Genomic DNA, 14,242 nt, shown 5'->3' with positions numbered 1-14,242 from the left:
CGTGACCGGGCGGTGGAGATCCTTCGGCGGCGCCGTGCTGCGCGTGCTCGCCGTCTGGGCCGTGTCCAGCCTCACCCTGCTGGCGCTCGCCGTGGTGCTGCCGGACTTCCGGCTCCAGTCGCCCGGCGGCGACAGCCTCACCCGCACCGCGCTGACCGCCGTCCTCGGCGCCGGCGCCTTCGGCCTCCTCGGCGCGCTGGTCTGGCCGCTGCTGGTCCGCGCGTTCCTGCTGGTCCCCGCCCTCGTCCTGGGCCTGCTGGTCTTCTTCCTCAACGGTTCGCTGCTGCTCGTCGCCCTCGGCCTGCTCCCCGAGGGGCGCGGCCAGGTCGCCCCCGAGACCGCGGTGATCGTCGCCGCCGTGATGTCCGCGGCCTCCTCGGCCACCTCCGCCTTCCTCGCCGTCCGCAACGACGAGGCGTACCGCAGACGGCTGGTGCGGCTCGCCGGACGCCGCGCCCGCCGCGCCGGGGCCGCCGCACCCCGCACCCCCGGCACCCTCTTCCTCCAGCTCGACGGCGTCGGCCACGACCTGCTCCGCGACGCGACCGAGGGCGAGCGGCCGCTGATGCCGACGGTGGCCCGCTGGCGCGCGGACGGCCACCGCCTGACGCCCTGGCACACCGACTGGTCCAGCCAGACCGGCGCCAGCCAGCTCGGCATCCTGCACGGCACCAACCACGATCTGCCCGCCTTCCGCTGGTACGAGAAGGAGACCGGGCACACCCTCGTCAGCAACCGGCCCACGTCCGCCGCCGAACTCCAGCGCCGCGCGCAGGCCCGCACCGGCCACCCCGGGCTGCTCGCCGACGACGGCGCCAGCCGCGGCAACCTCTTCAGCGGCGGCGCCGACCAGGTCGCCCTCGTCATGTCGGTCGCCGCCCGCCGCGGCCGCGACACCCGCTCCCGCGCCGGATACTTCGCCTACTTCTCCGACCCGGCCAACGCCACCCGCACCGCCGTCTCCTTCGTCGCCGAACTCTTCCGCGAGAGCGGCCAGGCGCTCCGCAGCCGTGTGCGCCGCGAGACCCCGCGGGTGGGGCGCGGCGGCCTCTACCCCGTCCTGCGGGCCTTCGCCACCGTCGTCGAACGCGATGTGGTGGTCGCCGCGATCGTCGGCGACCTCCTCGCCGGGCGCACCGCCGTCTACGCCGACCTGGTCGCCTACGACGAGGTCGCCCACCACTCGGGCCCCCGCCACCGCGACACCCACCAGGTGCTGCGCAGCCTCGACCGGGCCGTCGCCCTGATCGCCAAGGCCGCCCGGCACGCCCCGCGCCCGTACCGCATCGTGCTCCTCTCCGACCACGGCCAGAGCCCCGGCGAGACCTTCCTGGAGCGCTACGGACTGAGCCTCGGCGACCTCGTACGCGCCGGGTGCGGGCTGCCGGTGCCGCGCCGGGTGCGGCGTACCCCCAGCGGCGCCGAGGCGCGGGAGTCCGCGCGGGTGGCGCTGGGGCGGCCCGAGGACACCGACGGCCACACCACCTCCCAGCCGGTGGTGCTGGCCTCCGGCAACCTCGGCCTGGTGTCGTTCCCGGACATGCCCGGCCGCGTCACCCGCGAGGAGCTGGACCGCCGCAACCCGGCGCTGCTCGGCACCCTCGCCAACCACCCCGGCATCGGCTTCCTGCTGGTCCGCTCCGCGGAGCACGGTGCGGTGGTCCTCGGTGCCGCGGGCGCGGAGCACCACCTCGACACCGGCCGGATCATCGGCGCCGACCCGCTCGCGCCGTTCGGCCCGGGCGCCGCCGACGCGGTGCGCCGCACCGACGGCTTCCCGCACGTCGCCGACATCATGGTCAACTCCGCCTACGATCCGGCCACCGGAGAGGTGCACGCCTTCGAGGAACAGATCGGCTCCCACGGCGGCCTCGGCGGCGACCAGAGCCGCCCGTTCCTGCTGGCCCCCGCCGACCTCTCACCCCCGGTCCCGGCCGGTGCCCCGCCCCTGACCGGCGCCGCCGAGGTCCACCACGTCCTGCGCCGCTGGCTGCGCGAGGCGGCGCAGACCCACCCGGCCGCGGTCCCGGCCGACGGGGGCGTCCGGGTGGCCGGGGAGGCGTGAGGCGAAGGCGCTCGATGGGCTGTAGGGGCCGTGTGAGGCGTCAATAAGTGTGACGCGGTTGCGAATGTTTCATCATCGCGTTGATTTCGCTCGATTGAGTTAATTCGGAAAGCTGCGGGGTCGGTCTTCTGGCTACCTTCGCTGCGTGGTCAACAGAAAAGCACCGGTCGCACTCAAGATTCACGACGTACTGGAGAAGGCGCGCACGTGTGAGCCGTTTCCGGTCTGGATGACGTGGGAGGCCCTGACGGAGCGGGTCTATGGGCGTTGGGGCGATGAACGCAATACGCAGCAGTGCGCGAGGCGTATGAGCTCGGTGCAGACGGTGCGCACATCGGCCAGCCGCTCGGCGGGCCTGGAACTCCGCATGACGCCGGAGGAATCCTGGCTGTACAGGCACATCGTGAAAACCGGATATCCCTTGTACGCCGTGGACGCTTCCCCGTACCGTCCACCGTCGCGGGAAGAAGTCGTGGCGGCTTTCTTCGACGGGCTGCACGGCGAGACGGTGCGGGTGGACCTGAGCAAGGTCGTCTCGATGCTCAATGCGAACTACCGGACGACATTTGACGTGTCGGAGGTGCTGTGGTGGCGCACGGGGCTGGAACAGGAGCGAACGAGAGAGCGGGAACGTCACCTGAAGCGGCTGGGAGCGGGTTTGGATGCCCTGTTGACGGCTCGTGGACGTCAGGAAGTGCGCAAGGTGCAGAGCGTTCTCAGGAAGGCGCGCTTCGACGGGGCGAGCGTGTGCCCCTCCTGCTGGCAAGAGATCGATCCGGACGGCCCGCTGCTGCGAGCGTTGGCGGTCTGATCGGTTCGAGGGCGGTGGCCGCGCCCGCGCCTTCGGCCGGGCGCGCCGGATTGGCCATGGCGCCGAGCCACTGCCCGGAATTTGCTTACGCCGACGGCCCCACGCGCCCCCGACCAGCGAAGACACCCATTCGGAGGGGGTTACGGGATTTCCGTGCGCCGCCCGCCGGGCCGTAGATCCTCCGTCCCGGCGAACGGTTGACGGGAGCATTCGCGGCGATTTTGCGCCGTGCCCCGAACCGGTGACGATGTGCACCAGTCCGGCACACCGGACACCCCGCACGACGAGAGACACCCACTCCATGCACCCCAGCCCCGACGAGCGGCACCCCGGGACGGGTGCGGCCACCGACGCACCCGCGCCGGTCCGCCGCTTCGGTCTCGCCACCGCCACCTGCCTGGTGATGGGCAACATCATCGGCGGTGGCATCTTCCTGCTCCCCGCGTCCGTCGCCCCATACGGCACCGTCAGCCTCGTCGCCTTCGGTGTCCTCACCCTCGGCGCCCTGGCCCTCGCCCTGGTCTTCGGCAAGCTGGCCCGCCGCCATCCGGACACCGGCGGGCCCTACGTCTACGCCCGGGAGGCGTTCGGCGACTTCGCCGGGTTCCTGTCGGCCTGGTCGTACTGGACGCTCACCTGGGTCAGCAATGCGGCCCTCGCGGTCGCCGCCGTCGGCTACGTCCACGTCCTGCTGCCCGGTCACGCGGGGCGCGGCACCGACCTGATCGTCGCGCTGGCCGCCCTGTGGCTCCCGGCCCTCTCCAACCTCGCCGGGACCCGCTACGTCGGCGCCGTGCAGCTGGTCTCCACGGTCTTGAAGTTCGTCCCGCTGCTGTTCATCGCGGTCGTCGGACTGTTCTTCTTCGACCCGGACAACCTCGGCTCGTTCACCGAAGGAAACACCGGCACCCTCGGCGGGCTCTCGGCCGCCGCCGCGATCCTGCTCTACAGCTACGTCGGCGTGGAGTCCGCGGCGATGAGCGCGGGCGAGGTCCGTGACCCGGGGCGCAACGTCGGCCGCGCCACGGTCCTCGGCACCCTCGGCGCCGCCCTCGTCTACCTCCTGGGCACCGTCGCCGTCTTCGGCACCGTCTCCCACGACAAGCTGATCCACTCCAAGGCGCCGTTCTCGGACGCGGTCAACGCGATGTTCGGCGGCCACTGGGGCGGCACCCTCATCGCCGCCGCCGCCGTCATCTCGATCGTCGGCGCCCTCAACGGCTGGACGCTGATGAGCGCACAGTCCCCGTACGCCGCCGCGCAGGACGGCCTCTTCCCCGCCGCCTTCCTCGCCAAGCGGCGCGGGGTGCCGACCTTCGGCGTGCTCGCCGCCGCGGTGCTGGCCAGCGGCCTGACGGTGATCAACTACCTGCTGGGCTCCGGCGGCGTCTTCGAGATCCTGGTGCTCATCACCACCTTCTCGGCCACCGTCCCCTACCTCCTCGCCGCCGGCGCCCAGATCTACTTCCTGCTCACCGGCGAACGCGACCGGGTCCGCCCGGGCCGCTTCGCCCGCGACCTGGCCATGGCGCTCGCCGCCTTCGGCTTCACCTTCTGGCTCGTCGCCGGCGCCGGATACGCCGCGATCTACCAGGGCGTGCTGTTCCTCTTCGCCGGGATCCTCGTCTACGCGTGGATGGCCGCGCGGCGCAAGGGCCGCGCCCCGCACACCCCGGAGGCCGCACCGGCGCACTCCGGGGACGCGCCCACGCCGTAACCGGGTGCCCGGCCCCGCCACCGGGCGCCCGCCCGGGCCCGCATGCCACGCTGGAGGCCGGTACGGGCACGGGCCCCGTACCGGCCCGCCCGGGGCGGAGCGGCCGCGCCGGGAGACGACGAGGAGGACCGGGATGCCCCAGCCGGAACCGCTCAGTGACCAGGACATCGCCACACGCCTCGGGGAGCTGCCGGGCTGGTCGGTCTCCGAGGGCCTGCTGCGCCGCGGCTACCACTTCGCGGGCCACTTCCCGGCCGCCGCGATGGTCATCCACATCGCCCAGATCCAGGAGGAGCTGGGCCACCACGCCGACCTGACCCTCGGCTACAACCGGCTCGCGATCGCGGTGAACACCCACAGCGCCGGCGGCCGGATCACCGCCCTCGACTTCGGCCTGGCCCACCGCATCGAAGCCGTCGCCGCGGCACACGGCGCCGACTGAGCGCCCACGCCGGGCGCCGCCGTCAGCCCGAGGAGCGGGTGAGGCCGGGGCCGGGGCGCGGGACCGTGGCGTCCGGCCGCACCGGGGCCGGTTCGGCGGCGGGCCCCGGCACGGAATCCGGCTGCGGCCCCGCCTCCTGCTCGGGCCCCTCCGGCTCGGGCTCCGGCGCGGGCTCGGGCGGCCCCGCCCCGGAAGCACCGTCGCCGTCCGCCCCCTGCCACCCCGCCCGCCGCAGCTCCACGTTGAACTGGGCGCCCGAGAGCAGCGACAGGTGGGAGAACCACAGCCAGATCAGGAAGACCACGGGCCCGGCCAGCGATCCGTAGAGGCGGTTGAACGTGCCGACGTACGACGCGTAGAAGGTGAACGCCGCCGACGAGACCAGCCACATCAGCACCGCGACCACCCCGCCCGGCACGGCGTGCGGCACCCCGCGCGAGGGCGGCGGGCCGGAGCGGTAGAGGACCAGCACCCACACCACGGCCAGCAGCAACAGCAGCGGCCACTGGAGGAGGTTCCAGGTCTCCTCACCGGCCTCGCCCAACCCCAGCGTCCTCACCAGCGCCGTCGCGATCGGCCCGCTCACCAGCAGCGCCACCGCCGAGCTGATGAGCAGCGCGATCAGCAGCAGCGCGGTGGCCAGGATGCGCGGCGCCTTGCGCCACGGCGGCCGGTCGTCCTTCGTACGGTGCATGGCGTGCAGCGCCCGCCGGAACACCGCGAGATAGCTGCACGACGACCAGACCGCGCTGACCAGCGCGCCGCCGACCACCATCCAGGCAGCCGTCCGCTGATGCGCCATGCCCACCAGCGCCCGCCGCAGCGTGGGGCCGGAGTCGGCCGGGGCCAGCGACGTCAGATGGTTGATCAGCTGCTCGGTGGCCGGCGGATCGGCCAGCCCGATCAGCGACACCGTCACGATCGTCGAGGGCAGCAGCGCCAGCACGGAGTAGTACGTCAGGCTCGCCGCCCAGTCCGTCACATCGTCGTGCCACACCGACAGCGGCGTACGGCGCAGCGCGGTGCGCCACTGGCGCGCCGTCGGCAGCGCCCGCCGCAACCGGCCGTGGCGCGCGGTGGCCGCGGCGCTCATCCGGACCACCCGCGCAGACCCGGCGCCGCACGGCACGGCCCGCGGCGGATACCACTCCCGGCCATCTCTGTCCGTCCTCACCTGATCGGGGTGTACGTCGGTCGGCGGCGCCGGACGCTACGCGGGGGCGATCCGGATCACCAGGCGCGGCGGGCGGACCAGGCCCAGCCGGTCGCGCAGGGCGCGCAGCTCCGCGGTGAGCGCGGCCCGCGCCTCGGCCGGATCGCCGAACACCAGCACCGCCCGGACCACGGCACGACGGCCCCGCACCCGCACCCGGGCCCGCGCGATGCCCGGCATCCGCAAGGTGGCGTCCCGCAGCAGGGCGCCGAACCCGCGCCGGTCGAGCGCGGCGTCCGCCCCGGGCAGCAGCCGCGCCCCGGAGCCCTCCCGCAGCCGGCCCGGCACCAGCGCCAGCGCCACCATCGCCAGGCCCAGCAGCGCGACCACCGCGCCGCCCGCCACCAGCCAGCCATCGGTGAGCCGCACCGCGGACACCGCCCCGTCGAGCAGTCCGGCGAGCACCCCCGCCAGACCCGACGGCCGGCCGGTCCCGGCCGCCGTCAACGCCGCACAGCACGGCACCACGGCCCCCGCCGTCAGCACCGCCCGCCACCGGCGTCCCGCGCGCTCCATCGCCGTCCTCCTCGCTCCCGCTTCCGGTCCGTCCGGGGCGTGCCGCTCCGGATCCACGGCCGCTCCGCACCACTGCGGGCCGGGCCGCGTGGCGGGTGCGCACCAGGCAGGGACCCTGCCGATACGCGCGGCCGCAGCGACCGCACCCGCCCCGTACGCCACGGTCCCGCCCGCCCCACCGGACACTTCCGGCATCGCGTCCTGCCCCTCTCGCCTGCCCACTGTTCTGGGGAAGTCAACCTCATCCACCGGCCCCCGCGCCTCCGAACCCCGACGACTTAGGGGGCGCAGCCCCTGCCCCCTCAAGGGGCAGCCGTCAGCAGTGCCGGTACACGTAACCGTGCTCCCCCTCGGGCCGCACCTCGCGATCGCGCAGGGTGAGGGAGAGGTGGTCGCCCCAGCGGCGGCAGCCGGAGGTGAAGTCCCGGGTGCGGTACTCGATGTCGAGGACCCGGCCGTCGTAGGCGGAAAGATAGCGGTCGCACTCCTGATAGCGGGCGCACTCCTCGGTCACCGCGAAGTCGAAGCCGATCCGGGACCGCTCGCTCAGCAGATCGGCGGTGTTCTTCTGCGCGAAGGCCAGCCCCCGCGCATGGGCCCGCTGCGCCAGCAGCCGGGCGAACGCCGCCGCGTCGTCCGCGTCGAGCCGCCCGCCGGAGCGCTCGTACGAGTCGAGGTTGTCGGCCTCCACGGCGTCGAAGCCCGCCGTGGCGCAGCCGTCGATCCAGCCGCCCACGACCTCGGCGGCGGCCGTGCGCTTCGCGGGCGTGGACACGTCCAGCAGCGGTTCGTCCCAGTCCTCGTCGATCACCAACGGGCCGTCGCCGCCCTTCTCGTGCAGCAGCAGCTCCGGGTGGTGGCGCCGCCACCAGCCGACCGCCCCGCCGGGCTGGGTCTGGAACGCGTTGACGTAACAGACGGAGTAGCGGCCCGCCGCCGGCTTCGCGGTGCGGTCGCGGGAGACCACCCGTACGTCGTCCCGCGGCGGGTACGCGCCGCCCAACTGGTAGTCGAAGACGGCACCGGCGGGCGGCAGCCGCACCTTTCCGGGCGCGGAGGACGCGGCCGGGGGCCGGGCGTCGGACGGGCCGTCGGCGGTGGGGGAGCAGCCGGGGACGGCGGCCACCGCGCACAACAGGGCGAGCAGGGGCGCGGATCGGCGGAACAGGCGGCGCACGACGGCATCAGCTTTCGGTCGGTTCACCCCGGGACCGGCCGGCCGGCCGGGAGCGCGCGCGGTCTGCGCGCTCGGGGGACAACCGGCAGCGTACGCACCGGGCATGCCCACCCGTCGCGCACCCCTTGCCTGTTCAGCGGAGACCGCAGCTGGGACGGGTCCCGGGTTTCTACCGGGGTGTGCGGGGACCATGGTGGTTTCGGCGAGTTCGGGGGCCAGGTCGGCCCGTTCGTGGAACGGATGAACACGGCGCGAGTCGGTGATTCTGCAGGTCCGAAGGATCGGTTGTCCGGGTCAGCGTCCGGATGCGTCTTGCCGGTCGGTCTCACGCACCGGCTGCTTCACCGCGCCGGCTTCCTCCCTCTGCCCCTGGCGCTCGCCTGCGACGGCCGAGGCCGGCTTGGGCAGGGCCTGGACAAGCAGGGTGACGATGACCGGGAACACCACGATGACCGCGATGCCGAGGTAGAACGCCTTGGGGTAGTTGTCCGGCGCGGGCGAGTCGCCGAGTGCGCCGAAGAAGACGACGCCGACGAGCGATACGCCGAGCGCCGCGCCACCCTCCATCGCCGTGGACAGCACACCGGAGGCCGAGGAGGCGTGCTTCGCGTCGATGCCGGCCAGGGCCGCGGCGGGCAGCGGCGCAGCCACCAGGCCCATGCCGAAGCCCGCGACCAGCAGTCCGGGCGCTGTCCAGCCGGCCGCGCCGGCCGTGCCGATGTGCGCGATGATCAGTCCGACCGTCCCGTAGCCGACGGCGACCAGCCCGGCGCCCAGGGCGATGACCTGGTTGCCGATGCGTGCGGCGAGCTTCCCCGCGAGAAACGACGAACCGAAGAAGCCGGCGCTCATCGTGGTGAAGAGCAGCCCCGAGGGGAGCGGGGCCCAGCCTCTGCCTTCCTGCGTGTAGAGCGCGAACAGCAGGAAGAAAGAACCCATCGACATGAAGTACACGAAGTACGCGGTGACGCCGACGGTGAATCCCCGCCCGCGGAAGAGCTCCGGGGCGATCAGCGGCGCCGCGTTGCGCGCGGCCCGCCGCCGCTGGTGCGCAACGAACAGGACGGACAACGGCACAGCCGCGATCAGTGACAGCCACGCCCACAGCGGCCAGCCCTGTTCCCTGCCCTCCAACAACGGCAGCACCACCGCGGCCAGGCTCACCGTGGCCAGGGCGGCACCCGGCAGGTCCAGCTTGGCGCCGGTCCCGGTGCGGATGCGGGGGACGATCCGCGGCGTCAGGGCCAGGATCACCAGGCCGATCGGGATGTTGATCAGGAAGACGGTTCGCCAGCCGAGCCCGGCGACATCGAGGGCGATCAGCATGCCGCCGATGAGCTGCCCGCACAGCCCGGACAGACCCAGCATCAATCCGTAGGCGCGGAAGGCACGGCCCCGCGCCTTACCGGTGTAGAGGTGGCTCACGACGGCGAGCACCTGCGGGGTCAGCATCGCCGAGGAGAGGCCCTGGACGACACGGGCGACGATCAGGAACCAGACGCCGGTGCGAAGCCACAGGCCGTCGATGCGGCGGTGAAGAACGCAAGGCCGACCACGAACATCCGACGAGGACCGAAGAGGTCACCCATCCGACCGCCGGTGATGAGCCCTACGCACAGGGCCGCGCCGTAACCCACCATGACGAGCTGTGTCTCAGGTGCGCCGGCCTCCAGGTCGCTCTGGATCGAAGGGATGGCGACGTTGGCGATGAAGAAGTCCAGAAAGGCGATGAAGCCGCCGATCAGGACGACGGCCAAGGGCGCCCAGGACGTGCGGTCGGCTGCACGGTCGGCAGTCTGCGGACTGGTCATGTCAGGGTCTTCCGTCCTCGGGTCGAGTGAACGGCCCCGAGGCTAGATCCGGGTCACTGACATCTCCTGTCAGTGACCCGCATACTTCTCCTTCATGCGGGCTAGTCGGTTGGTGAGCATCCTGTTACTCCTTCAGACACGCGGCCGGATGACCGCGCGGGAAGTGGCAGAGACCCTCGAGGTGTCGGTCCGCACCGTCTACCGGGACATGGAGTCGCTCGTCGCCTCCGGCATCCCTCTGTACGGCGAGGCCGGCCCGGACGGCGGATACCACCTGCTCGACGGTTACCGGACACGCCTCACCGGGCTCACCGCCGACGAGGCCAGAGCCCTGTTCCTGACCGGCCTGCCCGGGGCTGCAGCCGACCTCGGGCTCGGGGCCGTGGCCGCCGAGACGCAACTGAAGCTGACCGCCGCTCTGCCACCCGAGATGCGCGAGCGCGCCGAACGGTCCCGGCAGCGGATCCACATCGATATCCCCGCCTGGTACCAGGACTCCGAGGAGACGCCCTGGCTGTCCGCGGTGGCAAGCGCGGTGTGGAACCAGCAGCGGGTGCGGATCCGGTACGAACGCTGGGCCACTCCGCACGAAGTGATCAGGACCGTGGACTCCTACGGAGTGGTCCTCAAGGCCGGCCGCTGGTACCTGGTGGCCGGGTCCGCGCACGGCGTGCGGACCTACCGGGTGTCCCGGATCACTGAACTGGAGCCCCTGGCAGAGACGTTCACCTGGCCTGCCGGATTCGATCTGGCGGCGCACTGGCGCGAGTACCTGACGTCCTTCGACGCGCGCCGACACCGTGACCAGGCGGTGCTCCGCCTGTCGCCCGAGACTCTCGCGGGCATCGAACAGGTACTGGACGCTTCGGCGGCCCGAGCTGCCGAGGAGTCGGCGGCGGCGCCCGACGCAGACGGCTGGACGCGGGTGGTCATCCCCATCGAGTCCTATGAACAGGCTCTCCCGAAGCTGCTGCTGTTGGGCGTGGGCGCCGCCGGTGGTGGGGCCGCCTGAGCTGCGGGAGAGGATGCGGGCCACACTCACCGAGATGCTCGCCCGGCACGAGGATGACGGCCCGACGCAGGAGTGAGAGAGGTCAGCCTCGGCCCCGTCGCCGGGAGCGGCAGGCAGGCCGCCCCCGCGCCATCACCGCCCGAGCCCACCCCGTCCCAGCCGCCGCGCCCCGGAGCCCCGCCGCACCCGGCCTCAGGCGAACGCCAACCCCCGCCACGGCGACGCCGGATCCTGGGTGAGTACCCGGTGCACATGCAGCGCCTCCGCGTACGGGGCGCCGAACCAGCCGTTGTCGAAGGCGAGCATCCGGCCCAGCGCGTACCCGGCCGCGTACCCCTCCCAGGAGTCGTACGCCTCCCGGGCCAGCGCGCCCGCCCGCTGCACCGCCTGCTCGGCCTGCGGCGGGGCGCACAGCCGCGCGCCCAGACCCTGGCGGACGAGGCTGACCGCATGGGCGAGATCCAGCGCCAGCAGCGACCCCACGCGCCCGTCCGGCGGCAGCAACCCGTCCGTACGGAACCGCTCCTCGTACCGCGTCACCAGTTCCGGCACCTCGGCCGCGCCCTGCTCCGCGGCGTCGCCGGTCCGGCGGGCGCGGAGCGCCGCCTCGGTCTGCGCGGGCAGGAAACCGCCGCCGAGCAGCTGCTCCAACCGCTCCTGCCAGGACGCCGGATCCGTCACCGACCATTGCTCGCGTAGCGTCTGCGCGTCCGAGGCGTGGTCGAGGAAGACGGTGCCCAGTTCGTTCCACGGCACGCTGTGGTGCACCGCCAGCGGCGCCCCGCACGCCAGCCCCTGCGCCGACGGGCCGTGCAGCGGGCCCGTCGCGAGCGTGGTCAGCAGCCCGCCGGGGCGTACGCCGAAGTGGGCGCGCGCCTGGAGCCAGGACGCCCGGTGCGCGGGCGTCGCCAGGAGATACGCGGCCGACGGCGTCCCCGGGTTGACCGCCAGCCGCCACTTGTCGTTCGGCCAGTCCTGCGCCAGCTCCTCGACCGAGACCCGGTCGAAGAACTGCTGCGGCTGCCAGGGCGGCAGCATCCCCCGCGTCAGCACCGGCAGGCACTTCCCGCCGGCCACCGGGTCGTCGTAGACCGGCAGCGGGTCCTGACCCGGCTGCGGTGCCACCAGATAGAGATCCTCGCCCGCCAGGGCCGCGACCTGCCCCGCCGCGTCGCCCCGCGCCGTCGCCTCACACAGCCGCCGCTCGGTGTCCGTCGGCGGCATCCACACCGGAGTACCCATCCGCCCGACCCTACGGCGCCCGCCCCGACCCGCCGTCACCAGGGCATCTCCTCCGGCCCGGTGACCTACGGCCCCGGCGGCACGGCGCCCGAACGGCCGCTCACGGCGTTGCCGAACCGGCAACGAAGCTTGCTCCCCGGCGGGGAGCGGTCCAGGCTCACCCCATGACCCACGACGACGCCCGCCCGCACACCCCCGCGCACGGCCACGGCGCGCACGCCCCCGGACACCACCACGGCGACGCCGACATGGACTGGGAGGTGATGGGCCCGCTCCTGGAGAGCGGCGCCGAACTGCACTCCGCCGTCTTCGAGCAGGCCGCCGCCTGGCTGCGTACCCTCCTCACCCCGCAGGACGGCCGGACCGCCGCCCCCGTACGCCGCATCCTGGACGTCGGCAGCGGCCCCGGCGTCGCCACCTGCCTGCTGGCCCGCGCCTTCCCCGAGGCGGAGGTCGTCGCGGTCGACCCCACGCCCGCGCTGCTGGACCGCGCCCGCGCCCGCGCCGCCGCCCTCGGCCTCGCCGACCGCGTCACCACCCACCGCGCCGAACTCCCCGACGGACTGGACGGCGACGCGGCCCCGGACGGCGGCGGCCACCCCACCGGGCCGGTCGGCGACGCCGATCTCATCTGGTCCAGCCGGACCCTGCACCACGTCGGCGACCAGCGGCGCGCCGTCGCCACGCTCGCCCGCCGGCTGCGCCCCGGCGGCGTACTGGCCCTCTCCGAGGGCGGTCTGCCGCAGCGCTGCCTGCCCCGTGACATCGGGCTGGGCCGCCCCGGCCTCCAGGCACGGCTGGACGCGGCGAACGAGGAATGGTTCGCGCGGATGCGGGCCGCGCTGCCCGGCGCCGAGGACACCGTCGAGGACTGGCCCGCCTTCCTCACCGACGCGGGCCTGGACACCCCGCACAGCCGCACCTTCCTCGTCGACCTGCCCGCCCCGCTCTCCGCCGACGGCCGCGCGTACGTCGCCGCCGGGCTGACCCGCGCCGTCGAGGCGTTCGGCGACGAGCTGGCCCCCGACGACCTCGCCGCCGTCACCCGCCTCCTCGACGTGGACGACCCGGCCGGGCTCGCCCGCCGCCCCGACGTCTTCCTGCTCACCGCCCAGACCGTGCACGCGGCCCGCGCCCGGTAGCCACCGGACCGGAACGCCCCGCCCGGCCTGCGGGAACGCGGTCCGGCGCCGGTGACATGGCAGCCCCGGCACCCCCTGGCTAAGCTCGGTCGGGGGGCCGAGGACCCGATCCAGGGAGGCTCCGATGCATCTGGCGCCCGAACCACGTGACGTCGCCCCGCGCCTTGCCACCGGCGCGTTCATCCTCAACTCCGGCCTGGGCAAACTGAAGGCCGACGACGAGACCGCCGCCGGAATCCACGGCATGGCCTGCACCGCGTACCCGTTCCTGGACAAGCTCGAACCCCATGTCTTCGTCCGGCTGCTGGCCTGGTCGGAGGTGGCCGTCGGCAGCGCCCTGCTCGCCCCGGTGGTCCCGAGCCGCCTCGCCGGCGTCGCGCTGACCGGGTTCTCCGCCGGGCTCGTCGGCCTCTACCTCCGCACCCCCGGGATGCGCGAGCCCGGCAGCCTGCGCCCCACCCAGAACGGCATCCCGCTCGCCAAGGACACCTGGATGCTCGGCATCGGCCTGGGCCTGCTCAGCTCCGGCGCACGCTGGGGCTGCTGCCGCAGGCGCCGCCGCTGCCGCCGCTGAACCGCCCGGCGCCCGCCCCCGTCGGCCCTGCTGCCGGACGGCGGGCGCGCGACACGGAAGACTGGGCCGACCGGCCGAACCCGTTCGCGAATCCGGGTGCTTCCGCATCACTCGAATGCAGCATGTACGACTGGCCGGTTTGTTCGTTGGACCGGGCGTGACGTCAGCACGCGCCAGTGACCGCGCGCGGCCGGGTGGCCCCGCCGTGCGCCCGGCCGAAGGACCCGGCGGGCCGCCCGGCCGCCGTCCCGCCGGCCGCTGCGCGGGGCCACCGCCCGCCCGCCGTACGCCCGCCCGCGCCCGGCGCATACGCGGGCGCCGCCCCGCGGGCCCCGGGCGGCCCGGCCCCACGTGCCGCGCGTGAACGTCCCCTTGCGACCACGTCCCTCACCCGACCCGGCCCCGCCACCGCGGGCCCGCCCCGGCGGCTGCGCCGCGGGGCCCGGCGGATCAGCGCCGTCGTCGCCGCCCTCACCGCCGTCATGATCAGCGTGCTGGGCGCCATGGTCTGCTACGCACC

The 14,242-nt window shown here is 74.0% G+C and carries 11 protein-coding genes and 2 pseudogenes; 8 read left to right on the top strand and 5 right to left on the bottom strand.

Annotated elements, in window-relative coordinates; genetic code table 11:
• Position 1: 1 nt before the first annotated feature.
• The 4 genes from ACZ4U4_RS29495 (at position 2) to ACZ4U4_RS29480 (ending at position 5,035) form a co-directional block, all read left to right on the top strand.
• Positions 2 to 2,065: a phage holin family protein gene (locus tag ACZ4U4_RS29495; protein ID WP_467880571.1), complete on the top strand. Its 2,064-nt coding sequence runs from the start codon at positions 2 to 4 to the stop codon at positions 2,063 to 2,065.
• A 145-nt stretch (positions 2,066 to 2,210) separates the two neighbouring features.
• Positions 2,211 to 2,876: a hypothetical protein gene (locus ACZ4U4_RS29490; protein ID WP_467880568.1), complete on the top strand. Its 666-nt coding sequence runs from the start codon at positions 2,211 to 2,213 to the stop codon at positions 2,874 to 2,876.
• 301 nt (positions 2,877 to 3,177) lie between these two features.
• Positions 3,178 to 4,593, top strand: coding sequence for an amino acid permease (locus tag ACZ4U4_RS29485; RefSeq protein ID WP_467880566.1), 1,416 nt, complete (start codon positions 3,178 to 3,180; stop codon positions 4,591 to 4,593).
• Positions 4,594 to 4,726: 133 nt separating this feature from the next.
• Positions 4,727 to 5,035 (top strand): 4a-hydroxytetrahydrobiopterin dehydratase, encoded by a 309-nt coding sequence (locus ACZ4U4_RS29480; RefSeq protein ID WP_467880564.1) that lies wholly within the window; start codon positions 4,727 to 4,729, stop codon positions 5,033 to 5,035.
• Positions 5,036 to 5,057: 22 nt separating this feature from the next.
• Here ACZ4U4_RS29480 and ACZ4U4_RS29475 read toward each other — a convergent pair whose 3' ends face one another.
• The 4 genes and pseudogenes from ACZ4U4_RS29475 to ACZ4U4_RS29460 form a co-directional block, all read right to left on the bottom strand.
• On the bottom strand, positions 5,058 to 6,128 hold the full coding sequence (locus ACZ4U4_RS29475; protein ID WP_467880561.1) for a YihY/virulence factor BrkB family protein: 1,071 nt from the start codon (positions 6,126 to 6,128) through the stop codon (positions 5,058 to 5,060).
• A gap of 117 nt (positions 6,129 to 6,245) precedes the next feature.
• Positions 6,246 to 6,764: a DUF6286 domain-containing protein gene (locus ACZ4U4_RS29470; protein WP_467880559.1), complete on the bottom strand. Its 519-nt coding sequence runs from the start codon at positions 6,762 to 6,764 to the stop codon at positions 6,246 to 6,248.
• 316 nt (positions 6,765 to 7,080) lie between these two features.
• Positions 7,081 to 7,941, bottom strand: coding sequence for an endo alpha-1,4 polygalactosaminidase (locus tag ACZ4U4_RS29465; protein ID WP_467880556.1), 861 nt, complete (start codon positions 7,939 to 7,941; stop codon positions 7,081 to 7,083).
• A 294-nt stretch (positions 7,942 to 8,235) separates the two neighbouring features.
• Positions 8,236 to 9,752: pseudogene (locus tag ACZ4U4_RS29460) on the bottom strand (MFS transporter).
• Positions 9,753 to 9,915: 163 nt separating this feature from the next.
• Here ACZ4U4_RS29460 and ACZ4U4_RS29455 point away from each other — a divergent pair.
• Positions 9,916 to 10,764, top strand: a complete 849-nt coding sequence (locus ACZ4U4_RS29455; RefSeq protein ID WP_467880553.1) for a helix-turn-helix transcriptional regulator — start codon at positions 9,916 to 9,918, stop codon at positions 10,762 to 10,764.
• Positions 10,765 to 10,956: 192 nt separating this feature from the next.
• On the opposite strand, the gene ACZ4U4_RS29450 is transcribed toward ACZ4U4_RS29455, so the two are convergent.
• Positions 10,957 to 12,006: a DUF1266 domain-containing protein gene (locus tag ACZ4U4_RS29450; protein WP_467880549.1), complete on the bottom strand. Its 1,050-nt coding sequence runs from the start codon at positions 12,004 to 12,006 to the stop codon at positions 10,957 to 10,959.
• Positions 12,007 to 12,170: 164 nt separating this feature from the next.
• Between ACZ4U4_RS29450 and ACZ4U4_RS29445 the strand changes: the two genes are divergently transcribed.
• The 3 genes and pseudogenes from ACZ4U4_RS29445 to ACZ4U4_RS29435 all read left to right on the top strand — a co-directional run.
• The gene (locus ACZ4U4_RS29445) at positions 12,171 to 13,148 is read left to right on the top strand and encodes a class I SAM-dependent methyltransferase (RefSeq protein WP_467880546.1); all 978 of its coding nucleotides are present in this window, start codon (positions 12,171 to 12,173) and stop codon (positions 13,146 to 13,148) included.
• A 124-nt stretch (positions 13,149 to 13,272) separates the two neighbouring features.
• A complete protein-coding gene (locus ACZ4U4_RS29440; RefSeq protein WP_467880544.1) occupies positions 13,273 to 13,722 on the top strand; it encodes a hypothetical protein in 450 nt (149 codons plus the stop codon).
• A gap of 176 nt (positions 13,723 to 13,898) precedes the next feature.
• A pseudogene (locus tag ACZ4U4_RS29435) lies at positions 13,899 to 14,242 on the top strand (hypothetical protein); the annotation flags it as partial.

This window comes from Streptomyces sp. NPDC029159 (genome assembly GCF_055564055.1).
Note: the sequence above shows the minus strand (reverse complement) of the source record. Positions and strands in the feature narration are given on the sequence as shown.

What these genes read in the sequence shown, in the direction of transcription:
- ACZ4U4_RS29485 (WP_467880566.1), top strand. Translation starts at nt 3,178, where the DNA reads ATGCACCCCAGCCCCGACGAGCGGCACCCCGGGACGGGTGCGGCCACC.
- ACZ4U4_RS29480 (WP_467880564.1), top strand. Translation starts at nt 4,727, where the DNA reads ATGCCCCAGCCGGAACCGCTCAGTGACCAGGACATCGCCACACGCCTC.
- ACZ4U4_RS29475 (WP_467880561.1), bottom strand. Translation starts at nt 6,128, where the DNA reads ATGAGCGCCGCGGCCACCGCGCGCCACGGCCGGTTGCGGCGGGCGCTG.
- ACZ4U4_RS29470 (WP_467880559.1), bottom strand. Translation starts at nt 6,764, where the DNA reads ATGGAGCGCGCGGGACGCCGGTGGCGGGCGGTGCTGACGGCGGGGGCC.
- ACZ4U4_RS29450 (WP_467880549.1), bottom strand. Translation starts at nt 12,006, where the DNA reads ATGGGTACTCCGGTGTGGATGCCGCCGACGGACACCGAGCGGCGGCTG.
- ACZ4U4_RS29445 (WP_467880546.1), top strand. Translation starts at nt 12,171, where the DNA reads ATGACCCACGACGACGCCCGCCCGCACACCCCCGCGCACGGCCACGGC.
- ACZ4U4_RS29440 (WP_467880544.1), top strand. Translation starts at nt 13,273, where the DNA reads ATGCATCTGGCGCCCGAACCACGTGACGTCGCCCCGCGCCTTGCCACC.